Below are 25,433 nucleotides of genomic sequence, written 5' to 3'. Positions count from 1 at the left end.
TATCTTACATATATTCATATTAAATAATCGGCAAATAAACTGTTTTTTTTTCTATCTATGTAGTTTTTTATGTCAAAATTTTAATTAAATTTTAAGATTTATGTTTATTAATAAAGGACAAATTATGAATTATATTTTTAGATGTTTTGTGATCTAAATTCTGGATTTTTTGATTAGCTATTTAGTTTGTTTTTAGAGTGCAATTAAACAAATGGTTTGGCTAGTAACCTGAAACGTATTTTGAGGCTTTTTAAATTGATGTTATAGGTATTTTTTAGACGAAAGTTAGTCTAGAGCAGAGAAATTACTTTACTTTTGGGGATTATTTCAAATTTAAATCAAAATTTTGAGTTCAGGTATTTTAGTTTCAGTTGTTATTCCGGTTTTTAATGTTGAGGGGTTCATCTCTGAGACTATAGAAAGCGTTTTGAGTCAATCTCTAAAGGATATTGAAGTGATTTTAGTGGATGATGGATCAACTGACAAATCATTAATAATTTGTCAAGAATATTTGAATAAGGATTCAAGAATTAAAATAGTAAAACAATTAAATTCAGGGGTTTCAATAGCACGTAATAGAGGTTTAGAGCTTGCGATAGGTGAATACATTTTTTTTATGGATGCTGATGATACAATAGATTTTGATTTTTTGAATTCATCGTATAAAGTAGCAAAACAGAAAGATTTTGATATTGTAGTGCTTGGAGAGGACTGTTGCAGTCGTTTACCAAATGTTTCGGCATTACCAACATGGGGACAATTTCTAAGACATGATTTTTTAAAAAAACATTCAAGAATTAGATTTCCAGAAAACATTCAGCCTTGTGAAGATGGATTGTTTTCACATCAGCTATTAGCGTTGACCCAAAAAATTGGCACAAATCCTCAGGCTAAATATCATTATCGACATCACGAGAATCAAAATCATAAAAAAAATAATGACCGCGTTGACAAGGTGCTTCTACAAATTCCACTTTGGCTTACAATTTTAGAAGATTTTTATAAGGAGTACAATTTGTTCGAAACTCACGCGCTTCATCTAGCGCTTTTTATGGAACATGAGCCCCTAGAGTTAAGGTATTTTTCAATGCCATTAAATCCGAATCAAAAAGAGTGTTTACATGCATTGATTGTTCAGTTTATGCAAAAAAATGTATTGCCTTTTTTAGGAAACGAGGATCAAAAAGTATTAAAAAAATATTTTTTGATGTTTATACAATCTAAAGATTATTCAGATTTTGATCATGCGTTCAAGATGTTGATCTTAAAATGTAAAATTAAGTTGTTTTTGCTGCGATTTGTTCCCGTTTCAAAACTTAGAAAAAGAATGCGAAAAGAAATAAAATCAAATATTTTTAAATGAAGATCATCATAATTCAGCACACAGGTTTTTTAAATGGATCAGGAGGAACTGAAAAAATATGTTGCTTTTTATCTAATATTTTTAGTAAAAATAATTTTGAAGTAGAAATTGCTACCAATCAGGATCTTTCTGGAAGTCCTATGTTTGAATTGGATGAAAAAGTGACTATTACTAATATTTTTGATAAAAATGTTCCGCAAAAAAAGCTGCTAGAATTATATAATTACGAAGGCAGAAATCCTTTTTTTTGGCTTTATTTTAAAGTTAAGAAAAAGTATTGCAAGGCACATAATAAGGCTTTATTAAAAAAAATGAATGGGATGGATGGTTTTAATACCTTCAACTTGTTGCATCGTTCTCAAAACTGGAAAAATTATATTGTCAGAGCCAATCCTGATTTGATCATTACCATGACAATTGGGTCCTTATTAGAGCTTACTTATAAGAATGAGTACAGCGTACCGATAATTAATTCCGTAAATGGTCGACCCGATTATGATTTTTCAGATGTATTATGGTATCGTTCTGCAATTGAAATGGATCAACTTAAGGATGCTTACAGACATTTAACTGCTATTCAGGTTTTATTTGATAGTTATAAAAAATATTTGCCCAATACTTTCAAAGGAAAAGCTTTTACTATTCCTAATCCAGTTTTTCAGATCGATGATGCAGAAATTGTTTCTCATTATACGGATAAAGAAAGGTTTAAAATTATAAATGTTGCTTCTCTAGTTACAAGCTGCAAACAGCAACATATTGCTATTGAAGTTTTTTCTAAAATTGCCAATAAGTATACAACGTGGGATTTTCATTTTTGGGGAACCGGTGATGATTTAGAAGTATTAGAAAGTCAAGTAAAACGATTACAACTTGAAAACAGAGTGTTTTTTAATGGGTTTACAAAAAATCCGATGGATGAAATGAAAGCATCTGATATATTTATTTTCCCTAGTAAGTATGAAGGGTTTCCTTTAGCTTTGACTGAGGCTATGTCTGTAGGGTTGCCGTCCATTGGTTTTGAAAGCTGTTCTGGAGTAAATGAGCTTATTGAAAACAATGTTAATGGCTTTTTAGTAAATAATGAAATCGACTTGCAGGAATCTTTAGAGAAATTAATACTTAGCAAAGATTTGCGACAACAAACAGGTTCGGCTGCGCATCAAATGGTGAAAAAGTACTGTGAAAAAAATGTAGCGGATCAGTGGATGCATTTAATAACTCAAGTTTTAATAAAATAGATTATGCGTATTTTATATTTCTATCCAGAGAATCCATTATCTTATACTCAAGGTAACAATGCAAGGGCTTTATCGTTACTACAGTATTTTAAAAACCGTAAAATTTATCTTGATTTTGTTGGAGAAGCATCAAAGGAATTTGAGGAAGATGCTATAAATGAATTAAAAAGAGAGAATTTAATTAAAAACGGATATCTGTTAAAGAAAGAAAAGAAAAGTAGTAACATCATTAAATATTATCTGAATTATTCTTTTCCAAAAAAGTTCAATAGTAAGTTGAAGGATTTTGACCGAACAAAATTTGGCTATAAAGAGCAATTTTCGAAGATAGTACGTGATAATGACTATGATTTTATAATTGTTTCATATGTTTATTGGTCTCCACTTTTAGATGCTGTAACAAAAGGATGTAATACGAAATGGATTATCGATACACATGATTTTTTAACCTCTCAATTTCAAGATCATAAAAAGTTTGCTTTGGATCGGTATTTCAAAAAGGAGATTTCTGTAATGAAGAAATTTGATGAGGTATGGGTGATTTCAAATGAAGAAAAATACCTTTTTTCTCAGTTTATAACAAAACAGGTAAGTCTTATTACTCATAGTTTGCCTAATGCTATTGAAACTTCATCAAAAACGGAGAAAACAATCGATGTTTTATATGTAGCCAGTGAGAATTTCCATAATATAAAATCTGCAAAGTGGTTTTTTAAAGAAGTATATCCTTTATTGTCTTCAGATTTAAAAATTACGATAGTTGGAAAAGTCGGGAATCATATTTCTAATTTTGAAAATGTTGAAAAATTGATTTTTGTAAAAGAATTAGAGGATGTTTATTCAAAGGCTAAAATTACTGTTTGTCCAATGTTATCGGGTACTGGAGTTAAAATAAAAGTAATTGAATCATTATCGCACGGAATACCAGTGGTATGTACAGAAAGAGGTGTTGATGGTTTACTGAATAAAACGAATAACGGATGTTTAACTACAAATGATCCGCTTTTATTTTCAAAACACATTAATACACTTTTAAATGATAATGAGTTTTACAAAAAAAATCATTTAGAAGCGAAGCGGTTTTTTGAGAACCATTTTGATGTCAAAAAAACATATAAAGTGCTTGATGCTATCTTTGCAAAAAATTAAAACAACAAACAAAATCCATTCAAAATGTTCAAATCAATTAAGTTATATTTTCGATTAAAGTCATTAGGCAATAAACTAAGAAAGCAAAAGAAAGAAGTGGATTTTACTAGTAATTTGAAATATACTAGAAACGTTATAATAATTGATACTAAAGTTCCTGAGTACAATAAAGATTCAGGTTCCAGAAGATTAACAGAAATTATAAAATTGCTTATAAAAAATAATATCGGCGTTTTTTTAATGGCTGATTTTAAGGAATATCGTTTTACAACTGATTATGTGCAGTACTTTAAAAATTTAGGTGTTGTGGTGTATGAGCCTGGCGTGGATAAAAAAGGCGAGTTAATTGCTAAAAATGATTTTATAAAGCAAGTACTTCCTTTTGCAGATTTTGTTTGGTTGCATAGACCTGAAATTTTTGCAAAGTATTATCCAATTATTACAAAATGTAAACCTGAAGCCAAAGTGTTTTTTGATATGGTTGATTTTCATTATCTGAGATTTAAGAGAGAATCTGAGTTGACACAAAACGCTGATATTTTAAAAAAAGCAGATAAATACCTCAAATTAGAACTTGATAATTGTAAAAAAGCAGATAAAATCATTGTGATTTCTGATGTTGAAAAAGAAAGTTTAAAAGATTTTTATAAAGAGGAAGCTAAAATAATCAGCATTGGTAATATTCATCAATTTATAGAAAATGAAAATCCTGTTTCTTATGAAAATCGTAAAGATTTGTTGTTTATAGGAGGTTTTGATCATAAACCAAATGTTGATGCGGTAAACTATTTGGCAGAAGAAATTATGCCTTTGTTATGGAAATCAAATCCAGACATTTCAATTACTATCATAGGAAGTAATCCTCCGGAATCCATTCAAAAATTGAATTCTGAAAAATTCAAAGTAGTAGGATATGTCGAGGACGTAACTCCCTATTTTTTAAACACACGAATCTTTGTAGCGCCACTTCGATACGGTGCAGGAATTAAAGGCAAAATTGGACAAAGTTTAGAGTTTGGACTTCCGCTTGTAACGACAAACATTGGAGCTGAAGGTTTCGATTTTCAAGGAAATAGACATGTGATAGTAGGAAATACAAGCCATGAAATTGTTGATAATATCCTTTCTTTATACCTAAACAAAGAACTTTGGCAGAAAGTAAGTACTGATTCAAAAAAGGTGATTGAGCCTTTTTCTATAGCTACTATCGAAGAAAAAATAGTGCGTTTGATTCAGTAATTTAATTAAGTTCGAATACTGTATTTACCCAATTTTCAATCGTGTATTTGTGATATACTTCCTCATCTAGTGGCTCATAAGGCGTGTTGAAAAAATCAGGGTTTATTTTTATTGGTTTGTTTTCTTCAAGTATCAAAATGTTATTTGGGTTATAAAAATCGTACTGGCTAATCGACTGATTTGTTGTGATTATTTTTCGTTGCATGGCCAAGGCTTCAAAAATTCGAAAACTAAGTCCATTATGACCATGTCTGATTAAATCAAGGAATATTTTTGAATGTTCTAAATCATTTTGCAAGTCTTCTTGAAAAACATGCTTTCTAGAATAAAAAATATTTGGATTAATACCTTCGGGTTTTCTTTTACCGATAATCAAAAATTTATATTCAATGTTGTGTTTTGATAGATAATTAGCGAGGTTATTCAAAAACGGAATACGTTCATCGATAGAAATTACGATAAAAACATTTTGATTGGTTTGATGATCTTTAATTTGTTTTTTGTCAATATATATGTAATTCGTTATAAAGTTGAAATTGTACTTTTTGCAGTCATCCAAATCAAATGAAAAGATTTTGTCAAATACACCATCAAGTAAATGATCAGTAGGAAATCTTGTGCAACTATCATACAGATAAGCAATATATTTATTGGTATGTTTTTTGATCTCTAAATGTGTTTGCTTGGTGAAACAGTCAGGGCGAATAACTAAAATTATATCATAATGTTCTTCCTTTTTAAAATGAGCAAGAACATGCTCTTCCATTTTTATATTTTTTATGTTTTTTTTGAAAATTAATTTATTAAAAAAATTTCTTACTCTATCAAAAACTGAGGAATATTTATATTTGAATTGAGAGATATCAATATGGTCTACCTGAACATTTCTCCTATTTAATTCTAAGACAATTTTTTGATCAAAATTAAAAAAATCAAAGCTGAGGATGCCTATTTTCATAAGAGTGTTTTTTTAATGGTTTAGTGTGATAAGTCGCGTTTTTACTGAATTAAAGCAATATGAAATATAAAAAAAAACGTCAAGAAGTGCGTAAATAAATTTCATAAAAGGCTCGACAAAAGTAGATATTAATTATTAACTTGCAGAATGTTTTATAATCAATTTTAATGAGTGGAAAGATACACATAGGTTATTTAGTTTCATATGATTATGAATTATTAAAGACATCTATCCCTACAATATATACTGAAGCGGATGCTATTTTTTTGGCTATTGATAAAAACAGGCAAACTTGGAAAGGAGAGCCTATTTTTATAGATGAGTCCTTTTTTGAATGGATTAAGGTTTTTGATGCTGAAAAAAAAATCACCATCTATGAAGATACTTTTTATGTTGAACATTTAACAACGATGGAGTGCGAAATTAGGGAGAGAAAAATGCTTTCTCAAAAAATGGGAATAGGGAATTGGCTTATTCAAATAGATAGTGATGAATATTTTGTTGATTTTAAAAAATTTGTTGCCAATTTAAGGAAGTACGATTCTTATCTTATTAACCCAGAAGAAAAACCGATACAAATTTGTGCTTTTTGGGTAATGCTCTATAAATATACCGAAAATGGGATTTTATATGTAAACAAACCTTTAAAAGCTATTTTTGCTACAAACTTCCCAAATTATGTCAATGGTAGGAGGATTAAGGGACGTCAAATTTATACCGACACTATAGTCTTGCATGAATCTTTATCTCGTAGTGAGGAGGAATTACGTTTTAAGTTTGAAAACTGGGGACATAATACCGATGTGAATGAAGGCTTTTTAGATAAATGGCTGGCTGTAAATGAGGATAATTATAAAGAATATGAAGATTTTTACTATCTACAGCCTAAAAAATGGAAAGAGTTGGCCTTTTTTCCAACAAAAAACATCTGTGAGATAAAGGATTTTATTCAAAACGAAAGCAAATTAAATACATTAAGTTCAGTTCTTTATATTAAGAATTTAGGGCATAAACTTAAGTTTTTATTGAAAAAGAACCTCTTAGAGTAGTATTTTTTTATAAACTTCAAGATATTCAGCCGCCGCAGTTTTCCAATCGAATGTTGCGGCTCTTTTTTTAAGTAAAATTTCCGCTACATTTTTGTTTGTTTCATGATAAGTTAATCCATTAAAAAGAACACTTTTCATATCTTCAGGATCAAAATTTGTCCAATAATTAGCCACATCGCCCCCAATTTCAGGGAGAGATGTTTTATCGGAAAGGAAAACTGGTTTGCCAAAGCTCATTGCTTCAATTGGAGGTAGACCGAACCCCTCTTTTAATGAAGGAAATAAAAATGCTGTACAGTTCTTCATGAAAAATTGTTTTCCTTCATTGCTTACTTTTCCAGTTAAAAAAACTTGCTTGCTTAATCCGTTTTGTTGGATCATTTTTTTTATTTCGTCACCATATTTTTTATCGTTGTTTCCTGAAATAATTAAATTAAAGTCTTTTATTACTTTCATCATATTGATAATGGATTCATAATTTTTTCTTTCTATGAAGTCTCCGATAGAATAGAAAAATGGGCGATCTACAGGGACATTTGGAATATATGAAGAAGTGTCCAATATTGCACTAATAGGATTTCCATTATGAATTACATATTCTGGGATGTTAGGTACCGAAAAGTGCTTGTGAGTTTCGATTTTTGTAAATTCAGAAACGTAAGTTATAGCTGTTGCTCGGGCTAACTTTTCAGTAAATAATTTGTTTAATTTGTAATTACGACTAGAGTCTAATTCATCTCTAAAATGAATGTCGTGTATGGTTAGTAAATAATTATTAAAATGATAAGGCTCTACTTTGGTGTTTTGATTGACAGAATGCCATAAGTCATTTTTTTTTCGAACCCGAAAAAGAGAATGTCTGGAGATACTTTGATATTTGTGGTATTCAAATTTATCTTTGAATTCTTTTTTTAATAATTCTGGATTTGAAGTGTTTAACGTCAATTCAAAACCATCTAAATTTAATAAAGATAAGCCTTTTATTAATTCGTAGTTAAAGGTTCCTAATCCAGTGTTTTTATTGTTAATGTTGTGGGTCTCTAGAAAAACACTTTTAAAAGGCATTGGTTTTTTTTTGCTAAATTACAATATTAATTTTAACTCTTAAAATGTATATACTTACTTTTGTGGTTCAAATATAAGAACAATGTGTGATAAAATTAACTCAGTTTACAAAAACAAAAAGCAATTGCTTTTAAATTATATTTCTGATTTCAATACTTCAGGAATACTTTTTGGAAATGGAGATCGCAACACCATAAAATTATTTGATCTTGAAGGCAAAACCATTAATGTTAAGTCCTTCAAAATACCTCATTTAGTAAACAAAATCGCTTACAAATATTTCAGAAAGTCAAAAGCAAGACGTTCATTTGAATATGCGACGGCTTTGTTGGAAAAAGGAATTGGCACACCAGAACCTATTGCATATTTTGAAAATTATGATCTGCTAGGATTAAAAGATAGTTATTACGTTAGCGAACATTTATCCTGTGATTTGACCTTTCGCGAATTAGTTGAAATCCCTGATTATCCTGATCATGAGAATATTCTAAGGCAGTTTACTAAATTCAGTTTTGATCTTCATGAAAAAGGAATTGAATTTATTGACCATTCTCCCGGAAACACTTTGATTAGAAAAAATGAGCAAGGAAATTATGATTTTTTCCTAGTTGATTTGAATCGTATGCAATTTCATTCAACGATGGATTTTGATATGCGAATGAAAAACCTAAGAAGGCTTACTCCTGAAAAGAGAATGGTTGCCGTGATGAGTAACGAATATGCTAAGCTGTATGGTGCATCTGAAATAATGATTTTTGATGCTTTGTGGAAGTATACAACAGATTTTCAAGAGCAGTTTTACAGAAAGAAAAGGCTAAAACGAAAAATCAAATTCTGGAAGCGGTAATTTTTTTTAGTTCCTTATAACGAATAAAAATACTATACGCATTGAGATAACAAATAATTACACCTCTTATACCATCTAAAAAACCTAACCTGATCAGGAATTGGTATAAAAAGGTGTAAATAGGATGAAGAAAGGCTACTATTTGCTGCGGTTTTTGTGCTTTTTTAATTTTTTCATTGGCTTTTAAAATCCCGTACTGTATCATTTTTAGTTTGTACTCTTGGTAGGAAGTGTAGGAAAAGTGAATGATTTTATTTTTTAAAACTGCTATTTCCCCCTGAACAATTAGCTTTTCGTGCACCATTCGGTCTTCATTGTATCTACAGGCAGATTTGTTGAAGAGCCTGAAAATCTTGTCAGTTTGCCAACCACTAAAATTGAGTTTTTTGTTTTTGAACATAAAAGTTCTGTACACCAAATAGGCGCTTGCAGCATCCTTGCTGTTTATGGTGGTGACAATCTCAGTTTTCAGTTTTGGAGTCAAAAGCTCATCCGCATCAAGGAATAATATCCAGTCATTTTTTGCCTGATCTATTGCGAAATTTCTTTGCGAAGTATAATTGATAAAATGGTTTTGAATTAATGTTACATGAGGCATTGAGGCTACAATACTAATCGTTTTGTCCGTACTATAGGAGTCAATCACAATTACTTCATCGGCAAAATCAATATCTTTTAGTAAAGATGCAATAAAACGTTCCTCGTTAAGAGTGATAATTAAAACAGATAACTTTTGTTTTCCTGTAAAATTCATGTGATATTTTTACTTTTTTCAATTTTTGTATTCTTGAAAATAAGTTTCTAATTTTTCTAGTAGTAGTGGTAATGGGTATTCATCATAAAATTTAAAAGTATGCTCTTTTATATATTGCTCAGTGTGCTGTTGGTAAATTTCAGGTTTTAAATCTTTTAAATGAATCGACACATTCTTTGCTTCATTTTCAAATAGCTGCCATGTTTCTTTTCTTACAGAAGGAGTAAAAAGTGAAAAAGTAGGAATTTCAAGTGCTTTGGCCATATTTACAGCGCCTCCTTCGTTTCCAATCAACATTTCACATTGGGAGAGAAGTGCTAAAAACGGTCGTAATTCCACACTATACAAATCCAAAACAATGTGTTTTTTGGTCGCTTCACTACAATAATTATAAACTTCTAAGGCTAGATCTTTTTGAAAAGGAACATAGTTGAATAGGATGGTAGCATTGGTTTTGGCAACAGTAAAATCAATAATTTTCGCCATTCCTTCCAAAGGATACGTTTTATAGACTTCACTGCCCAAAATACCAAACATAATTATGGGTTTTGTAGTGTCTATGTTGTGGCTCTTTAAAAGAGTTTTAGCGTCTTCAATTTCCGCATTATTTAAAAATATTTTGGGTTTTACCGCGGTTATTTTTTCAGAAATAAAAGGTTTTAGGAGTAACAACCTATTTTCAATTGCTAATCCATGTTCCGAGGCAATGGCATCAAAACGCTCGTACGTGTAATTGTAAAATATTTTGGAGTACCATTTGTGATAGGAGACCTTGTATTTTGCCCCTGAAAATAAAGTGATTAGATTGGTTTCTAATTTTGAATACACATCAATTACCGCGTCGTATTTTTCGCTACGTATTTTAAAAATAAATATAAATAAGGAAATATATGATTTTCTTACCTTATTAGACAAAGGAATGATGTGGTCAATATTTGGATTTTCTTTTAAAACATCTACAGAATTGGGATAGCACATATAATCAATTACAGCGTCTGGAAACTTTGCTTTTAAATTGTTGCAGATTATGGTGCTAGTTAAAACATCTCCAATTCTTTTTTGCTGTATGACTAATATCTTCATGTAATTATCGTTCAATTTGTGGGCTAAATTACAAACTATTTTATGAAGTGCGCAAGTCTATGTTTGTGATTCGGGAAAACTAAAGCAAAATTGTTTTATTTTTGCCGCAAATAATTTTAACTTTTGTTATGGGAATTAGTGGTCTGGTTATTACTTTCAACGAAGAAAAAAACATAGGAAAATGCATCGATGCTTTATTTAAAGTTTGCGATGAAGTGATAGTGGTGGATTCATTTAGTAAAGACCGCACTGTGGAAATTGCCAAAGCAAAAGGAGCAAAAGTTATTGAGCAAAAATTTTTAGGCGATGGTCCACAGCGTACGCATGGTCTTCCTTATTGTAAAAACAATTGGATTTTGAACCTTGATGCCGATGAGTTTCTTGATAAAGATGCTGAAGAATTTATCCTGAATAAAAAATATTTAGAAGGCAATTATGATGCTTTTAGTTTTAGAGTAAAAAACTATCTCGCGGATAAATTAATTGATTTTTCGGGCTGGTATCCGGATCAAAAGGTTCGTTTTTTTAATAAACAATCGGCTCATCCATCGGATGCTAAGGTGCATCAAAAAATTGTTACACAAAATGAGAAAAAAGTAGCCGTTCATATTCTGCATTACGGTTGGGATTCTCTGGATCAGATTATATCCAAAAAAAATCAATATTCCGATTGGCATGCGCATCAATTGTTTGAGCAGGGAAAAAGGATAAACGCATTTAAACCCGTTCTTAATGGTACGGTTGCCTTTGTTCGTTGCTATTTTTTTAAGAAAGGAATTTTTAATGGAATAGATGGTTTGTCGATTGCCATGATTCAAAGTTTCTTTTCTTATATGAAATATGCCAAGCTTTTAAAACTGCAAAACAAAATCAAATAAAAAATTCCAAATTCCTCTTGAAGTCAATTGGAATTTGGAATTTCAGTATGTTTTTTTCTGAAATTATACCGCTACATCATATTCGCGTAAGGCATTATTCAAAGAAGTTTTCAAATCTGTTGATGGTTTACGAGTTCCAATGATCAAGGCGCAAGGAACTTGATACTCACCAGCAGCGAATTTTTTAGTATAACTTCCTGGGATTACCACTGAACGAGCAGGAACATGACCTTTCATTTCAACAGGTTCGTCTCCAGTTACATCAATAATTTTTGTTGAGGCAGTCAAGCAAACGTTAGCTCCCAAAACCGCTTCTTTTCCTACGTGAACACCTTCTACCACAATACAACGAGAACCAATGAAAGCACCATCTTCAATAATAACAGGTGCAGCTTGTAAAGGTTCTAAAACACCACCAATTCCAACTCCACCACTCAAATGAACATCTTTGCCAATTTGAGCACAACTTCCTACAGTTGCCCAAGTGTCAACCATAGTTCCAGCATCAACATAAGCACCAATATTCACGTAACTTGGCATCATGATTACACCACTTGAGATATAAGCACCATAACGAGCAGACGCACCAGGAACTACACGAACTCCTTTTTCGGCATACTCTTTTTTCAGTAACATTTTGTCATGGTACTCAAAAATACCCGATTCCCATGTTTCCATTTTTTGAATAGGGAAGTACATTACCACAGCTTTTTTTACCCATTCGTTTACTTGCCATCCGTCAGCCACAGGTTCAGCTACTCTCAGTTTACCAGAATCTAGTAACTCGATTACTTCTCTAATGGCATCTGTTGTAGTGGTTTCTTGTAATAAAGCTCTGTTTTCCCAAGCTTGTTCTATAATTGTTTGTAATGAATTCATTTTTCTAAATATTTTTTGCAAAGATAAATTGATTTTTTTTAAAACCCGCTTTGTTTATTTTTTAGTAACATTTTTATTCGTTTTGTGAAATTTTGATAAATAATTATAGTCATGGGTGAGGAGTGATAGAAATCGATTGCGAAGTCGGTATTTTGACAGAATATATGATAAAAATCATTTTTCAATCGATTTCTTAACATTATTTTTGGCCACTTTTTGAAAGGAAGAGACTAACAATTAATACCAAATATAATACTTATGGGAGCAAATCAATTATTTCAAATGCCAGTAATTATTGATAAAGAAGTTGCTTGGGACAAAACCAGGACGATTATGAGTAAAACCGATCATCGTGGGATAATCGAATATGCTAATGAAGTTTTTTCTGATGTTTGTGGATACGAAGATTATGAACTTATGGGGCAACCCCATAGCATTGTAAGACATCCTGATATGCCGAAAGTTATTTTTAAAGTGCTTTGGGATAATCTGAATCAGGGTAATAATTTTCATGCTATTGTTAAGAATTTGGCCAAGTCAGGTCGATACTATTGGGTAGTAACGGATTTTGAAGTAACCAAAAACGAAACAGGAGAAGTGGTGAACATTTTTGGTAAAAGAAAAGCAGTGCCTAATGAAATTATCAAAGAACACATTGAGCCTTTGTACAAAAAATTATTGCAAATTGAACAAGCCAGCGGAGTGGCTTACAGTGAAAAATATTTGATTGGTTTTCTAGAAGAAAGAAAATGTTCATATATAGAATTTGTTGGGCAATTATTTGCTCAATATGAAGCATCACAAGGTACAGTAAACGAAAAAAAGACGGAAACTATCGATACTAGTAAAAGTTTTTTTAAACGTTTTTTCTTGGGATAATATAAAATTGGAATTTAAATAAGATGTACCGCTTTAGTTTTAAAGCGGTTTCTTTGGTTATATTTGTACTTTAAATTTTTAAAATGCCAAGAATTCTAGCCATAGATTACGGACAAAAACGTACAGGAATTGCCGTTACCGATGAATTACAAATTATTGCTTCGGGTTTGACTACCATTCCTTCCGAAACCGCCATATCCTTTCTCAAAGATTATTTTTCAAAGGAAAAAGTAGAAGCGGTGCTCATAGGCGAACCCAAGCAAATGAACGGAGAACCTTCGCAAAGCGCTTCAATTATTAAAGGGTTTGTTACGCATTTTACCAATCATTTTCCAGAAATGAAAGTGATTCGAGTGGACGAACGATTTACTTCTAAAATGGCTTTTCAAACCATGATTGATTCTGGGTTGAAAAAAAAGCAGCGCCAAAACAAAGCTCTTATTGACGAAATTTCGGCTACTATTATGCTGCAAGATTTTTTGAATAGAAAATAACGAAATTAATTTTCCAGTAAAATTTTGGTGTTTTTTAGGATGTTTTCTGAAAGATTGGTCAACCAAACTAATTGTTCAATGATGAGTTGTGCTTCTTGCATCTGTATGGAATGATCCAATGTTGTCGAAGCTTCCTTAGCTGATATTTCATTCATTTTTATTTTCATTAGTTCTAGAAATCCTGATGCTTTTTCTGTATTGGAAACCGTTACTTGTTCCGTTGGGGTGTTCGGATTTAATAATTGTAAGGCTTCCTCTAAGTTTTGAATCACAGTCGTCATAACGCTATTAAAGGCAATTGATGCAGCAGTAGTTTTGTGCGATTGGATGTAGGTACCCATTGAGGCTATCGAAGAAAGTAACGTGTGGTTTAGTACTGCAAGTTTGTATACTTGCGCTATTTTTACTTGTTTTGATTTTGGTTCTTGACTCATGCGTTGAAACGAGGCCATCAAATTGCCTATCTCCACAAAAGCATTTTTACGAGCTACTTTATACACCGTTGAGACGGTTCCTTTCTCGTTGTAAAACAGTGCGATTTGATTCAAATAATTTTTATTGGCCTGAATGGCTTTTTCAATGTGTTTCGGCGTATTGATGAATTCCCAAGACGGCCAAAAAAAATGATTGAAAGTGTAAGCAATTATGGCTCCTATGAGTGTGTCGATAATTCTTAATTCAATGACATTAGATATTTCTGGTGTTAAAATACTGTATAAAAAGACTACATACATGGTCACAAATGTGGCGCTAGTTTTGTAACTAATATTCGTGAATGCCATACCCAATAAAATGCATACAATAGCCATCATGCTCCGAACAACGGTATTGTCAATAAAGTACAGACATCCAAAAGCAATAAAGCCTCCGAGTATGGTTCCGATTGTTCGTTGGTAAGAGCGTACTTTGGTCAGTCCATAGCCTGGCCGCATAATTACGATGATGGTTAACAAAATCCAAAATACGTTTTGAAACGGTAAAAAGCTTCCAACACAAAATCCAAACAATAAAGCTACCGATAAACGAAGAGAATGCCTGAATAAAGTTGACGAAAAACTTAGATTATTGATAAAGGTAGATAAGGGATAATATTGAGGTGTTAGGAATTTTTGAAGTTCTTTTCGATTGATTTCAGGGTGTTTCTCTTTTATTTTTAAATCAAAAGCTCTTTCTATGGTTTTGATTTTTTCCACCTGACGCTCTGCATAATGTAGCATGTTGGTTAGCATGGATATTCCTTCATGTGATCCGGAATCTTTGATGTTGTTTTGATACTCAAGGATAGTGGATTCAAAATTTTTGAGGTCAACTTCTAAGGAATGTTTCGAACGATATTGGGAACTCTTAGGGATGTTATTGCTCAGTTGCTTTAGCGTTTTTTTTAAATTAGTGGCAAGTGTAGCGTAGCTTTTAATAATTTCTGGTTGTACATCAAACTTCTCATGAAGTGTTTTGTGGTCAAATGAAGTGGCCAATGCCAATTCTAAAATTTCGACCAAATTGATAAATACAATGAGGAGTTTTCTATTTTGTGCGGTATCCGAATATAAAGATTGATTCCCGATAAGTACACTTCTAATGGTTTCATGAACCGTATTCAATTCTACTTGTAACACAAGCTGTTTCTCAATAATACTTTTTCGATCGGCTTCTTTTTTCCATAAATCGGCTCTGAGTTTTAGGTATTTTGCCGTCAACTCAATGCAAGAAACCAACTGTAATTCAATAAAACGAAAAGGATTAAGGTAATGAAAAAGTAAAGAAACTAACAAGTAAAAAAGACCACCCGTAAATATTAGTGCGGCATAGCCTAACATTTCCCATCCGGTATGCAAATGTGCAAAAGCCAAACAAAGGGATAGCAAGCACGAAAATGAAACCGCCGTTGCTCTTTGTCCATAAACAGAGATCATGGAAAAAAGAAAAATTAATATTCCAAAAATCGGATAAAAAACAAATTTGTATGGATAGAGGATATTGACTAATAAATTGACTAATGCAATTAAAGAGGCAGTTACTAGTAAGCCTTTGATTTTGTGACTTAAACTACTTGGAATGTCACTGGGATAGGTAAAAAATGCCCCTAATGCTATTGAAAATCCTATATCAAAATGACCTAAATAGGTAAATAGTAATACAGGGATAACCGTGGCTGTGGTTACTTTTAATGCGTTAGTGAAATGAATAGTCTGAGTAAAATTTATTATTTTTTCAATCATAGGAATACAATGAACCTCAAAGATAGGAATTGTGTAGGGCTTGTTGATAGTAATGAGTATAGAAATTGAAATTTTAGTAAAATCTAAACTTATTGCCAATTGGAATTCGGCATTGTTGAATTTTTACTATTTTTGCCAACCAATTAAAAAGGAAGTATTCCCTTTTGTGGTACAAACTTAATTCTATAAAAAATGATTTTACCAATTATAGGTTACGGTGACCCAGTTTTACGAAAAGTTGGCGAAGCACTTACTCCTGATTATCCCAACTTAAAAGAAGTGATTGATAACATGTATGAAACCATGTATAATGCCTCTGGAGTTGGTTTAGCAGCAGAACAAGTAGGGTTATCTGTGCGCCTTTTTGTAATTGACACTACTCCTTTTAGTGATGATGAAGATTTAGAATCGGATGCTCAAAATAAATTGAAAGGTTTCAAGAGAACGTTCATTAATGCCAAAATCATCAAAGAAGAAGGTGAGGAATGGGCTTTTAATGAAGGATGTTTGAGTATTCCTGATGTTCGCGAAGACGTATACAGAAAACCAATCGTGACTATTGAGTATTGCGAAGAGGATTTTGTAATGAAAACCGAAGTATTTGATGGTTTAATTGCTCGCGTCATTCAGCACGAATACGATCACATTGAAGGCGTTTTGTTTACCGACAAAATTTCGTCTCTAAAAAAACGGTTGATTCAAAAAAAATTAAAAAATATTACCGAGGGAAAAACATTTCAAGACTACCGAATGAAATTTTTTGCCAAAAAAGGAAGATAAATTAGCAATAGCAAGAGTTGATTTTTGAATCAACAATTTTATACCATTGCCAACGAACTATAAATAAAAAGAAAATGAATTTAGAGAAAATTTTAGCCATTTCAGGTAAACCAGGATTGTTTGCTTTGAAAGTACAAACCAGAACAGGTTTTGTTGCAGAATCATTAGTTGATGGAAAAAAAGTAACCGTAAGTTTGAAAAGTAATGTAAGTTTATTAACTGAAATTTCGGTGTACACTTATGAGGCAGAAAAACCTTTGGCTGAAGTAATGTCTAATATTGCTAAAAAAGAAAATAACGGAAAAGCCATCTCTCATAAAGAAGATAACGCTACTTTGAATGCTTATTTTAGAGAAATTTTGCCAGAGTATGATGAAGAAAGAGTATACGCTTCAGATATTAAAAAAATCTTGAATTGGTATAATATGTTGCAAGAACGTGGCTTGGTAACCAATGATGCTCCGCCAGCCATTGGAACTGAAGAAACTGTAGCTGTAGCACCTGAGGCCGAAGCTAAGCCAAAAAAAGCAAAAGCTAAGAAAGAGTAGTACTAACTACCTGAAAGATAAAATCCTGTTGAGTTGTTTTTCTTGACAGGATTTTTTTATTTTTACCAAAAACCATTATGTTATGAATACAAGAGCCCAACAATTAGAAGCCTTTGATCGATTGTTAACCATTATGGATGAGTTGCGCGAACAATGTCCTTGGGACAAAAAGCAAACCATGCAATCCTTACGGCATTTGACCATAGAGGAAACCTATGAATTAGGCGATGCTATCTTGGATAATGATCTACAAGAAGTCAAGAAAGAATTGGGTGATGTATTGTTGCATATGGTGTTTTATGCCAAGATTGGTAGCGAAACCAACGATTTCGATATAGCAGATGTTTGTAATGAAATTTGCGAAAAATTGATTCATCGTCATCCTCACATTTACAGTGACACTGTGGTTGAAAATGAAGAGGAAGTCAAGCAAAACTGGGAAAAACTCAAACTGAAAGAAGGTAAGAAATCGGTTTTGGAAGGAGTCCCTAAAAGTTTACCAGCCCTAGTAAAAGCCAGTCGCATTCAAGATAAAGTAAAAGCGGTAGGTTTTGATTGGGACGAACCCCATCAAGTTTGGGAAAAAGTACAAGAAGAATTGCAAGAACTGCAAGTAGAAGTGGCAGCTAAAGACCAAGATAAAATAGAAGCTGAGTTTGGAGACGTGCTTTTTTCCATAATAAATTACGCTCGTTTTTTAAATGTAAATCCCGAAGATGCTTTGGAACGAACTAATAAAAAATTTATAAAAAGATTTCAGTATTTAGAAAGTAAAGCTAGCGAATTAGGCAAGCCACTTATGGATATGACTTTGGCTGAAATGGATGTTTTTTGGAACGAAGCAAAAAAAATATAATAAAAGTATCATTCAATAGTATAGTATAGTTTACACTTCATGTCAGAAAACAAAACCGAATTAAAGCGCTCTTTAGGATTAGTTGATGCTACTAGTTTAGTGGCAGGGTCTATGATTGGTTCTGGTATTTTTATCGTTACCTCGGCCATGGCTAGGGATATTGGTTCGGCAGCTTGGTTGCTGTTGATTTGGGTTGTGACAGGAGTCATTACCGTAGCTGCGGCCTTGAGTTACGGCGAATTAGCAGGAATGATGCCTAACGCTGGCGGGCAATTTGTTTATATTCAGAGAGCTTACGGTCGATTGGTATCTTTCTTATATGGTTGGACTGTTTTTTCGGTGATTCAAACAGGAGTGATTGCAGCTATTGCGGTTACATTTGCCAATTATAGTGCTATTTTTTTTCCGTTTTTAGATACTAAATTATACCAATCCGGATCGTTTATTATAGCGTATAAGCAAGTTTTGGCGGTGATGAGTATTTTTTTATTAACGTATATCAATACGAAAGGAATTGAAAATGGTAAATGGATTCAGTTGATTTTAACAGCGGCCAAGTTAATTGCTCTATTTGCACTCATCATACTAGGTATTTATGTTGGCATAAAAAAAGACACCTTGTTCGTTAATTTTGAAACGATGTGGGATGCTTATAAAACGGTTCAACATCCCGACGGATCGGTTACGGTTACTAAATTAGTTGGAACGGCTATTTTGGGAGCGGCTACTGCAACCATGGTGAATTCATTGTTTTCGAGCGATGCATGGAATAATGTGACGTTTATTGCTGGCGAAATTAAAGAGCCTAAAAAAAACATACCAAGAAGTTTGGTACTAGGAACACTCATTGTTACCGTGGTTTATGTACTGGCCAATGTGTCTTATTTGGCGCTCTTGCCGCTACAAGGCAATCCAGTGGGAGAAGATGCTTTGGCAAAAGGCATCATGTTTGCTTCCAATGATAGAGTAGGAGCAGCTGCTGCGAGTGTTATTATGGGAAATACAGGTGTTTTTTTAATGTCTGCTTTGATCATGATCTCTACATTTGGATGCAACAGTGGTCTGATTCTTTCGGGAGGAAGATTGTTTTATGCTATGGCTCAGCAAGGCTTGTTTTTCAAAAAGGCCATGCAACTCAATAAGCATCAAGTACCAGCAAAAGCACTTTGGTTACAAGGTTTATGGGCCAGTGTGCTTTGTGTTTCGGGAAAATTTGGAGATTTATTGACCTATGCTACTTTTGCTTCTTTGTTGTTTTATATTTTGACTATTCTTGGGGTTTTTATTTTGAGAAAAAAGGAACCTCATGCCGCTCGACCCTACAAAGCTTTTGGATATCCCATCGTTCCAGCACTCTATATCATAGTAGCTCTAGGAATAAGTGGTACTTTGTTAGTGTATGATACTGTGAATACAACTTTGGGATTAGGGATTGTTTTTTTAGGAATACCAATATATTATGGAATGCTCAAAAAAAAATAGCAGTTATTCTGCTATTTTTTTAAGTTGATTCAAATCTTTAACGGCAATTTTTTTACCGACCAATTCTATTGTACCATTTTTATTGAATTCAGATAAAATTCGGATACAACTTTCGGTTGCGGTTCCAATCATCCCGGCTAATTCTTCTCGAGACAGTTGTATTTTTAGTGTTTTGTCAGGATTGGTGCCAAATGTTTCTTGCAAATAAATTAAGGTTTCTGCCAAACGATTTTTGACTGTTTTTTGAGCCATCGAAACTACGTGCATATCTGAATCTTTCAAGTCACCACAAACCGATTTCATTAAGCTTAATGAAAATTGATTGTTGGTATTGAAAAAACCAAGAATCTCTGTTTTAGGAATAAAACATACCTCCATGTCCTCAATAGCTATGGCAGTAAGATTGGCTGGCTCGTCGCTTACCATAGATCGCTGTCCTAATAGTTCTCCTGCTTTTACTAATTTTACAATTTGATCTTTTCCATTAGTACTGAGTTTTGATAGTTTGCAATAACCATCTTTAATGCAATACACACCATTAACAGTATCACCTTCTTCAAAAATAGGTTCGCCTTTCTTTATAGTGTACGAAGTTTTACAACTGGCTATCTTTAATAATTCATCTTTGTTTAATGCTTTTAAAGCACTAAATTCACGAACAATGCATTGCTCACATTTACTCATTTGCGACAGGTATATTTTTCGGCAAAAATAATCAAATTTATGACAAATATCATATTTTTGAGAGGATCAAATGGTAATATTTGCTCTACTTTAACAGGAAAAATTTATTATGGGAAAAGAGAATTGTTTTCATTGTGGCTTAAACATTGAAAAGTCAGAGGAGATACATTTTGATGACAAATTGTTTTGCTGCAATGGTTGTAAAACAGTTTATGAAATATTTAGTACGAACGACCTCACTTGTTATTATGATTTCGAGCAATCACCAGGCGCTACACCCCAAGATATTGCTGGAAAATATGATTTTTTAGATAATAAAGCTATTGTTGATAAATTACTCGATTTCCAAGAAGCGACTACCGAAATCATTACGCTTAGTATTCCGCATATCCATTGTAGTTCATGTATTTGGATTTTAGAAAATCTGCAACGTTTACAGCCGGGTATCAATACTTCAACAGTGAATTTTCCTGATAAAAAAGTAAGAATAAATTACAACCCCGAACTAGTTTCAATAAAAACAATTGTTCATTTATTGAGCTCTATTGGCTATGAGCCCTACATTAGTCTTGAAAATTATGCGGCTGGAAAAGAGACGATTGATAGGAGTTTGACCTATAAATTAGGAGTAGCCTTCTTTTGTTTCGGTAACATTATGTTGCTTTCGTTTCCTGAGTATTTTGAGGTCGAAGAATATTGGTTAGACCAGTATCGCGGTTTTTTTCGTTGGTTGATTTTTGCGCTTTCACTCCCTAGTTTCTTTTATTCGGCTAGTGGTTATTATGTTTCGGCTTACAAAAGTATTCGTTCGAAGATGCTTAACATTGATATTCCTATTGCTCTGGGGATTGTGGTGATGTTTGTGCGAAGTACGTTTGATATCATAATGGACTATGGTTCTGGTTTTTTTGATAGTTTGTGTGGCTTGATTTTCTTTATGCTTTTAGGTAAAATGTTTCAAATCAAAACCTATAGTTTTTTAAGTTTTGAACGCGATTTTAAATCCTATTTTCCTATTGCGATTACCAGAATTAATCCTGATAATACCGAAGAGAGTATTCCAGTATATGATATTCAAAAAGGGAATAGGTTATTGGTTCGAAATCAAGAATTAATTCCTGTAGACGGAATTTTGATCAGTGAAACGGCCGAAATTGACTATAGTTTTGTAACCGGTGAAGCAATTCCAATTATAAAAAAATCTGGCGATAAAGTATTCGCTGGCGGTAAACAAATTGGAAAAGTAATCGAAATGGAGGTGTTGCATTCGGTTTCACAAAGCTATTTAACGCAGCTATGGAGTAATGATGTTTTTCAGAAGAATGTAGAGCAAAAACACAAAACAATTACCGATGCCATTTCGCGTTATTTTACCCCAATTTTATTGCTAATTGCTTTTGCTGGGTTTGGATACTGGATTTTTTTTAGTGCCAATACTGCATTTAATGTTTTTACTGCTGTACTTATCGTAGCTTGTCCTTGCGCCTTGGCACTTACGGCTCCTTTCACCATGGGTAATGTATTGCGCATTATGGGAAAACAAAAATTTTATCTGAAGAACGCTTTAGTTATTGAACAATTGGCTAAGGTTGATACGATTGTTTTTGACAAAACAGGAACCATAACGACCAATAAAAAATCAAATATTTCTTATATTGGTAAAGCATTGAATGAAGAGGAAACCATTTTGATCAAAAGTGTTTTACGAGCATCGAATCATCCTTTGAGTAGAATGTTGTATGATTATTTGCCAGAGTTATCAAGGGTAAAAGTTACGCATTTTAACGAAATTCCAGGAAAAGGAATTGAAGCCACTTTGGCAGATAAAAAAGTGGTGTTAGGCTCCGCTTCTTTTGTTGGAGTACAACTAGAAGATGGATTGCAACAAACCACGGTGCATATTGCTATAAACGATGCATATAGTGGATATTTTGTGTTTAATAATGAATATAGAGAAGGTTTAGAAAGTCTATTTCAATTGTTACATGAAAACTATGAAATAAAAATTCTTTCAGGAGATAATGAAGGTGAGCGTCCCGTTTTAGAAAAAATGCTTCCAAAAGATGTCACCTTTGTTTTTAATCAAAAACCTGATCAAAAGCTAGCATACATCAAACAATTGCAAGAGCAAGGCAAAAACGTGATGATGGTAGGTGATGGTTTGAATGATGCTGGGGCCTTAGCGCAAAGCAACGTTGGCATATCTATTTCTGAAAATGTTAATGTTTTCTCACCTGCTTGCGATGCTATATTGGATGCCTCAGAGTTTTTTAAATTGAAGTACTTTTTGAATTTATCCAAAGACGCGATAAAAACCATTAAAATGAGCTTTGTGTTGTCACTACTTTATAATGTTGTAGGGCTTTCATTTGCTATCACAGGAAATCTTTTGCCTTTGGTTGCGGCAATAATTATGCCATTGAGTACCATTACAATAGTAAGTTTTGTAACGGTGATGAGTAATTATTATTCACGAAAAAAATAAATTATTAAAAGCTACAATTGGTTTTTTTTGCATAATTTTAACAAAAGTAGATTTAATATGATAAAAATCATATTTTGAAATTATTCTTAAAACTATTTTTGTCTTACTAAAACGAGTGAAATGAGTGTGATTTACCTTTTAATTTCGATCAGTATTTTCGTAGCAATAGGGTTCTTTATTGCCTTTGTAATTGCCGTTCGATCTGGGCAATATGATGATGATTATACCCCGTCGGTTCGCATGCTTTTTGACGATGAGCTTGCTAAAAAAACTAAAAAATCAACAACAATAATAAAAGAAAACTAATTTAATTATGGAGATGCAACAATTTTATTACGACAACAAAATTGTAAAGAAGTTTATTTACGCCACCATCGTCTTTGGTGTAGTAGGTATGCTTGTAGGTCTTATTTTGGCTATAATGTTTCTTTTTCCAAACATTACCGATGGAATATCTTGGTTAAGTTTTGGTAGATTGAGACCTTTACACACCAACGCTGTTATTTTTGCCTTTGTAGGAAACGCAATGTTTGCTGGGGTGTATTATTCTTTACAGCGATTATTAAAAGCAAGAATGTTCAGTGATTTCTTGAGTAACCTTAATTTTTGGGGTTGGCAATTAATTATTGTTGCTGCTGCAATTTCATTGCCTCTAGGGTATACTTCCTCCAAGGAGTATGCAGAGCTTGAATGGCCTATTGACATTGCGATTGCGTTGATTTGGGTTGTTTTTGGTATCAACATGATTGGAACCATGCTTAAAAGACGTGAGCGTCACTTATATGTTGCAATTTGGTTTTATCTAGCGACTTTCATTACAGTAGCAGTATTGCATATTTTCAATAGTTTAGAATTGCCTATTTCGGCCATGAAAAGTTATTCTGTGTATGCAGGGGTTCAAGATGCTTTAGTGCAGTGGTGGTATGGTCATAATGCGGTTGCTTTTTTCTTGACCACTCCTTTCTTAGGTTTAATGTACTATTTTGTACCTAAAGTAGCCAATCGTCCGGTATATTCTTACCGTTTATCTATTATTCACTTTTGGTCTTTGATTTTCTTATACATCTGGGCTGGTCCTCACCACTTGTTATATTCTGCATTACCTACTTGGGCACAAAACTTAGGTGTAGTTTTCTCAGTGATGTTGATCGCTCCATCTTGGGGAGGTATGATCAATGGATTGTTAACCTTAAGAGGTGTTTGGGACAAAGTTAGAGTAGAGCCTGTGTTGAAATTCTTTGTGGTAGCCATGACAGGTTACGGTATGGCAACTTTTGAAGGACCTATGTTGTCTTTGAAAAATGTAAACGCTATTGCGCACTATACGGATTGGATTATTGCTCACGTTCACGTAGGAGCATTAGCTTGGAACGGATTTATGGCTTTTGGTATTATTTATTGGTTAATCCCAAGAATGTCAAAAGGCACTTTATACTCCACTAAATTGGCTAATTTCCACTTTTGGATTGGTACTTTAGGAATTATTCTTTACGCTTTACCAATGTATGTTGCAGGTTTCTTGCAAGCTTCAATGTGGAAGCAGTTCAATCCTGATGGTACATTAACTTACGGAAACTTCTTAGAAACAGTGACTCAAATCATGCCAATGTATTGGATGAGAGCTGTTGGTGGAACGTTATATTTAACAGGAATGTTGGTGTTGGTGTACAATATTGTACAAACCGTTAGAAACAGTGATGCTATCGAAGATGAGTTAGCCGAAGCACCTGCCTTAAAAGAAATTAGCACCAAACGAATTAAAGGTGAAAAATACCATACTTGGTTAGAAAGAAGACCAATACAAATGGCAATTTTAGCTACAGTAGCGATTTTAATTGGTGGAATTATCCAAATTGTTCCTACGATAATGGTCAAATCTAATATTCCTACCATTGCAAGTGTTAAGCCTTATTCTCCACTTGAATTAGAAGGGCGTGACTTATATATTCGTGAAGGATGTGTGGGATGTCACTCTCAATCGGTGAGACCGTTTAGAAGCGAGGTAGAGCGTTACGGACCTCAAGCCAAAGCGGGTGAATTTGTTTACGATCATCCATTCCTTTGGGGATCCAAACGTACAGGTCCAGATTTACAACGTGTGGGGCAAAAATACAATGACAACTGGCACTTTAATCATTTCTGGAATCCACAGAGTATTTCTGCAGGTTCTATCATGCCAAGTTACAAATGGTTGTTTGACAATGAAGCCATGGATGTTTCTATGTTAGAAAAAAAGATGAAAGCAATGGTTACTTTAGGTGTTCCTTACACCGAAGAACAGATTGCTAACGGTCAAAAAGATTTAAGAGCTCAAGCCTTAAAAATTGAGGAAAGCTTGAAAAACGATCCTGACTTTGTAAAAAGTTATGAAGAAAGTAAAAAGAAAGCTGCAGCAAGAGGTGAAAAATTTGTTCCGATGAACGAGAGAGAAATTATAGCCCTAATTGCATACATGCAACGTCTAGGTACAGATATTAAAGTAAAAGAATCTAAATAAAGTC

General features: G+C 33.0%; 23 protein-coding genes. 16 read left to right on the top strand and 7 right to left on the bottom strand.

Annotated features, from left to right (window positions below):
* Nucleotides 1–346: 346 nt before the first annotated feature.
* From AO58_RS0107000 to AO58_RS0106985, 4 genes are read left to right on the top strand one after another with little or no spacing between them, the layout of a single operon-like run.
* Nucleotides 347–1,363 (top strand): glycosyltransferase family 2 protein, encoded by a 1,017-nt coding sequence (locus AO58_RS0107000; RefSeq protein WP_024981026.1) that lies wholly within the window; start codon nt 347–349, stop codon nt 1,361–1,363.
* On the top strand, nt 1,360–2,604 hold the full coding sequence (locus tag AO58_RS0106995) for a glycosyltransferase (RefSeq protein WP_024981025.1): 1,245 nt from the start codon (nt 1,360–1,362) through the stop codon (nt 2,602–2,604). Before AO58_RS0107000 ends, AO58_RS0106995 begins: the two co-directional genes overlap by 4 nt.
* Nucleotides 2,605–2,607: 3 nt before the next feature.
* Nucleotides 2,608–3,753, top strand: coding sequence for a glycosyltransferase (locus AO58_RS0106990; RefSeq protein ID WP_024981024.1), 1,146 nt, complete (start codon nt 2,608–2,610; stop codon nt 3,751–3,753).
* 24 nt (nt 3,754–3,777) lie between these two features.
* Nucleotides 3,778–4,992 carry a glycosyltransferase gene (locus AO58_RS0106985; protein ID WP_024981023.1) on the top strand — a complete coding sequence of 405 codons (1,215 nt, stop codon included), beginning with the start codon at nt 3,778–3,780 and terminating at the stop codon, nt 4,990–4,992.
* Nucleotide 4,993: 1 nt separating this feature from the next.
* Here AO58_RS0106985 and AO58_RS0106980 read toward each other — a convergent pair whose 3' ends face one another.
* Nucleotides 4,994–5,950 (bottom strand): WaaS/CpsH family glycosyltransferase, encoded by a 957-nt coding sequence (locus tag AO58_RS0106980; RefSeq protein ID WP_024981022.1) that lies wholly within the window; start codon nt 5,948–5,950, stop codon nt 4,994–4,996.
* A 167-nt stretch (nt 5,951–6,117) separates the two neighbouring features.
* Between AO58_RS0106980 and AO58_RS0106975 the strand changes: the two genes are divergently transcribed.
* A complete protein-coding gene (locus tag AO58_RS0106975; RefSeq protein WP_024981021.1) occupies nt 6,118–6,999 on the top strand; it encodes a hypothetical protein in 882 nt (293 codons plus the stop codon).
* On the opposite strand, the gene AO58_RS0106970 is transcribed toward AO58_RS0106975, so the two are convergent.
* Nucleotides 6,991–8,064 (bottom strand): glycosyltransferase family 4 protein, encoded by a 1,074-nt coding sequence (locus AO58_RS0106970; RefSeq protein WP_024981020.1) that lies wholly within the window; start codon nt 8,062–8,064, stop codon nt 6,991–6,993. The genes AO58_RS0106975 and AO58_RS0106970 overlap by 9 nt on opposite strands.
* Nucleotides 8,065–8,146: 82 nt before the next feature.
* Here AO58_RS0106970 and AO58_RS0106965 point away from each other — a divergent pair, with 82 nt between their 5' ends.
* Nucleotides 8,147–8,911: a lipopolysaccharide kinase InaA family protein gene (locus AO58_RS0106965; protein WP_024981019.1), complete on the top strand. Its 765-nt coding sequence runs from the start codon at nt 8,147–8,149 to the stop codon at nt 8,909–8,911.
* Here AO58_RS0106965 and AO58_RS0106960 read toward each other — a convergent pair.
* Both AO58_RS0106960 and AO58_RS0106955 read right to left on the bottom strand, forming a co-directional pair.
* Nucleotides 8,892–9,665: a glycosyltransferase family 2 protein gene (locus AO58_RS0106960; protein ID WP_024981018.1), complete on the bottom strand. Its 774-nt coding sequence runs from the start codon at nt 9,663–9,665 to the stop codon at nt 8,892–8,894. The two genes, AO58_RS0106965 and AO58_RS0106960, sit on opposite strands and share 20 nt — an antisense overlap.
* Nucleotides 9,666–9,683: 18 nt before the next feature.
* Nucleotides 9,684–10,748, bottom strand: a complete 1,065-nt coding sequence (locus AO58_RS0106955; RefSeq protein WP_024981017.1) for a glycosyltransferase family 9 protein — start codon at nt 10,746–10,748, stop codon at nt 9,684–9,686.
* Nucleotides 10,749–10,876: 128 nt separating this feature from the next.
* Between AO58_RS0106955 and AO58_RS0106950 the strand changes: the two genes are divergently transcribed.
* Nucleotides 10,877–11,626 carry a glycosyltransferase family 2 protein gene (locus AO58_RS0106950; RefSeq protein ID WP_024981016.1) on the top strand — a complete coding sequence of 250 codons (750 nt, stop codon included), beginning with the start codon at nt 10,877–10,879 and terminating at the stop codon, nt 11,624–11,626.
* A gap of 63 nt (nt 11,627–11,689) precedes the next feature.
* Here AO58_RS0106950 and AO58_RS0106945 read toward each other — a convergent pair whose 3' ends face one another.
* Nucleotides 11,690–12,505: a 2,3,4,5-tetrahydropyridine-2,6-dicarboxylate N-succinyltransferase gene (locus AO58_RS0106945; RefSeq protein ID WP_024981015.1), complete on the bottom strand. Its 816-nt coding sequence runs from the start codon at nt 12,503–12,505 to the stop codon at nt 11,690–11,692.
* A 258-nt stretch (nt 12,506–12,763) separates the two neighbouring features.
* Between AO58_RS0106945 and AO58_RS0106940 the strand changes: the two genes are divergently transcribed.
* Nucleotides 12,764–13,384 carry a PAS domain-containing protein gene (locus AO58_RS0106940; protein ID WP_024981014.1) on the top strand — a complete coding sequence of 207 codons (621 nt, stop codon included), beginning with the start codon at nt 12,764–12,766 and terminating at the stop codon, nt 13,382–13,384.
* 83 nt (nt 13,385–13,467) lie between these two features.
* The gene (ruvX, locus tag AO58_RS0106935; protein WP_024981013.1) at nt 13,468–13,878 is read left to right on the top strand and encodes a Holliday junction resolvase RuvX; all 411 of its coding nucleotides are present in this window, start codon (nt 13,468–13,470) and stop codon (nt 13,876–13,878) included.
* A 5-nt stretch (nt 13,879–13,883) separates the two neighbouring features.
* Here the strand turns inward: ruvX and AO58_RS0106930 are convergent, their stop codons facing one another.
* Entirely contained in the window at nt 13,884–16,097 is a 2,214-nt protein-coding gene (locus tag AO58_RS0106930) for an FUSC family protein (protein ID WP_024981012.1), read from the bottom strand.
* Between the two features lie 192 nt (nt 16,098–16,289).
* Here AO58_RS0106930 and def point away from each other — a divergent pair, with 192 nt between their 5' ends.
* From def to AO58_RS0106905, 4 genes are all read left to right on the top strand, one after another.
* The gene (gene def / locus AO58_RS0106920) at nt 16,290–16,877 is read left to right on the top strand and encodes a peptide deformylase (RefSeq protein ID WP_024981011.1); all 588 of its coding nucleotides are present in this window, start codon (nt 16,290–16,292) and stop codon (nt 16,875–16,877) included.
* A 74-nt stretch (nt 16,878–16,951) separates the two neighbouring features.
* On the top strand, nt 16,952–17,425 hold the full coding sequence (locus AO58_RS0106915; protein ID WP_024981010.1) for a DUF5606 family protein: 474 nt from the start codon (nt 16,952–16,954) through the stop codon (nt 17,423–17,425).
* A gap of 82 nt (nt 17,426–17,507) precedes the next feature.
* On the top strand, nt 17,508–18,281 hold the full coding sequence (gene mazG / locus AO58_RS0106910) for a nucleoside triphosphate pyrophosphohydrolase (protein WP_024981009.1): 774 nt from the start codon (nt 17,508–17,510) through the stop codon (nt 18,279–18,281).
* Between the two features lie 39 nt (nt 18,282–18,320).
* Nucleotides 18,321–19,763 (top strand): APC family permease, encoded by a 1,443-nt coding sequence (locus AO58_RS0106905; protein ID WP_024981008.1) that lies wholly within the window; start codon nt 18,321–18,323, stop codon nt 19,761–19,763.
* A gap of 3 nt (nt 19,764–19,766) precedes the next feature.
* On the opposite strand, the gene AO58_RS0106900 is transcribed toward AO58_RS0106905, so the two are convergent.
* Nucleotides 19,767–20,447: a Crp/Fnr family transcriptional regulator gene (locus AO58_RS0106900; protein ID WP_024981007.1), complete on the bottom strand. Its 681-nt coding sequence runs from the start codon at nt 20,445–20,447 to the stop codon at nt 19,767–19,769.
* A 109-nt stretch (nt 20,448–20,556) separates the two neighbouring features.
* Here AO58_RS0106900 and AO58_RS0106895 point away from each other — a divergent pair, with 109 nt between their 5' ends.
* The 3 genes from AO58_RS0106895 (at nt 20,557) to ccoN (ending at nt 25,429) form a co-directional block, all read left to right on the top strand.
* A complete protein-coding gene (locus AO58_RS0106895) occupies nt 20,557–22,932 on the top strand; it encodes a heavy metal translocating P-type ATPase (RefSeq protein WP_024981006.1) in 2,376 nt (791 codons plus the stop codon).
* Between the two features lie 120 nt (nt 22,933–23,052).
* Nucleotides 23,053–23,238: a cbb3-type cytochrome oxidase assembly protein CcoS gene (gene ccoS / locus AO58_RS0106890; protein WP_024981005.1), complete on the top strand. Its 186-nt coding sequence runs from the start codon at nt 23,053–23,055 to the stop codon at nt 23,236–23,238.
* 7 nt (nt 23,239–23,245) lie between these two features.
* Nucleotides 23,246–25,429, top strand: a complete 2,184-nt coding sequence (ccoN, locus tag AO58_RS0106885) for a cytochrome-c oxidase, cbb3-type subunit I (protein WP_024981004.1) — start codon at nt 23,246–23,248, stop codon at nt 25,427–25,429.
* Nucleotides 25,430–25,433 lie beyond the last annotated feature (4 nt).

This window comes from Flavobacterium succinicans LMG 10402, assembly GCF_000611675.1.
In the GTDB taxonomy this organism is placed as follows: Bacteria; Bacteroidota; Bacteroidia; order Flavobacteriales; family Flavobacteriaceae; genus Flavobacterium; species Flavobacterium succinicans.
The sequence above is the reverse complement of the archived record's forward strand: the minus strand, read 5'-3'. Positions and strand labels throughout refer to the sequence as shown.

What these genes read in the sequence shown, in the direction of transcription:
- def (WP_024981011.1), top strand. Translation starts at nt 16,290, where the DNA reads ATGATTTTACCAATTATAGGTTACGGTGACCCAGTTTTACGAAAAGTT.
- AO58_RS0106975 (WP_024981021.1), top strand. Translation starts at nt 6,118, where the DNA reads ATGAGTGGAAAGATACACATAGGTTATTTAGTTTCATATGATTATGAA.
- AO58_RS0106950 (WP_024981016.1), top strand. Translation starts at nt 10,877, where the DNA reads ATGGGAATTAGTGGTCTGGTTATTACTTTCAACGAAGAAAAAAACATA.
- AO58_RS0106985 (WP_024981023.1), top strand. Translation starts at nt 3,778, where the DNA reads ATGTTCAAATCAATTAAGTTATATTTTCGATTAAAGTCATTAGGCAAT.
- AO58_RS0106965 (WP_024981019.1), top strand. Translation starts at nt 8,147, where the DNA reads ATGTGTGATAAAATTAACTCAGTTTACAAAAACAAAAAGCAATTGCTT.
- ccoS (WP_024981005.1), top strand. Translation starts at nt 23,053, where the DNA reads ATGAGTGTGATTTACCTTTTAATTTCGATCAGTATTTTCGTAGCAATA.
- AO58_RS0106995 (WP_024981025.1), top strand. Translation starts at nt 1,360, where the DNA reads ATGAAGATCATCATAATTCAGCACACAGGTTTTTTAAATGGATCAGGA.
- ccoN (WP_024981004.1), top strand. Translation starts at nt 23,246, where the DNA reads ATGGAGATGCAACAATTTTATTACGACAACAAAATTGTAAAGAAGTTT.
- AO58_RS0106900 (WP_024981007.1), bottom strand. Translation starts at nt 20,447, where the DNA reads ATGAGTAAATGTGAGCAATGCATTGTTCGTGAATTTAGTGCTTTAAAA.
- AO58_RS0106970 (WP_024981020.1), bottom strand. Translation starts at nt 8,064, where the DNA reads ATGCCTTTTAAAAGTGTTTTTCTAGAGACCCACAACATTAACAATAAA.
- AO58_RS0106940 (WP_024981014.1), top strand. Translation starts at nt 12,764, where the DNA reads ATGGGAGCAAATCAATTATTTCAAATGCCAGTAATTATTGATAAAGAA.
- AO58_RS0106895 (WP_024981006.1), top strand. Translation starts at nt 20,557, where the DNA reads ATGGGAAAAGAGAATTGTTTTCATTGTGGCTTAAACATTGAAAAGTCA.
- ruvX (WP_024981013.1), top strand. Translation starts at nt 13,468, where the DNA reads ATGCCAAGAATTCTAGCCATAGATTACGGACAAAAACGTACAGGAATT.
- AO58_RS0106960 (WP_024981018.1), bottom strand. Translation starts at nt 9,665, where the DNA reads ATGAATTTTACAGGAAAACAAAAGTTATCTGTTTTAATTATCACTCTT.
- AO58_RS0106955 (WP_024981017.1), bottom strand. Translation starts at nt 10,748, where the DNA reads ATGAAGATATTAGTCATACAGCAAAAAAGAATTGGAGATGTTTTAACT.
- AO58_RS0106915 (WP_024981010.1), top strand. Translation starts at nt 16,952, where the DNA reads ATGAATTTAGAGAAAATTTTAGCCATTTCAGGTAAACCAGGATTGTTT.
- AO58_RS0106930 (WP_024981012.1), bottom strand. Translation starts at nt 16,097, where the DNA reads ATGATTGAAAAAATAATAAATTTTACTCAGACTATTCATTTCACTAAC.
- AO58_RS0106980 (WP_024981022.1), bottom strand. Translation starts at nt 5,950, where the DNA reads ATGAAAATAGGCATCCTCAGCTTTGATTTTTTTAATTTTGATCAAAAA.
- AO58_RS0106905 (WP_024981008.1), top strand. Translation starts at nt 18,321, where the DNA reads ATGTCAGAAAACAAAACCGAATTAAAGCGCTCTTTAGGATTAGTTGAT.
- AO58_RS0106945 (WP_024981015.1), bottom strand. Translation starts at nt 12,505, where the DNA reads ATGAATTCATTACAAACAATTATAGAACAAGCTTGGGAAAACAGAGCT.
- AO58_RS0106990 (WP_024981024.1), top strand. Translation starts at nt 2,608, where the DNA reads ATGCGTATTTTATATTTCTATCCAGAGAATCCATTATCTTATACTCAA.
- mazG (WP_024981009.1), top strand. Translation starts at nt 17,508, where the DNA reads ATGAATACAAGAGCCCAACAATTAGAAGCCTTTGATCGATTGTTAACC.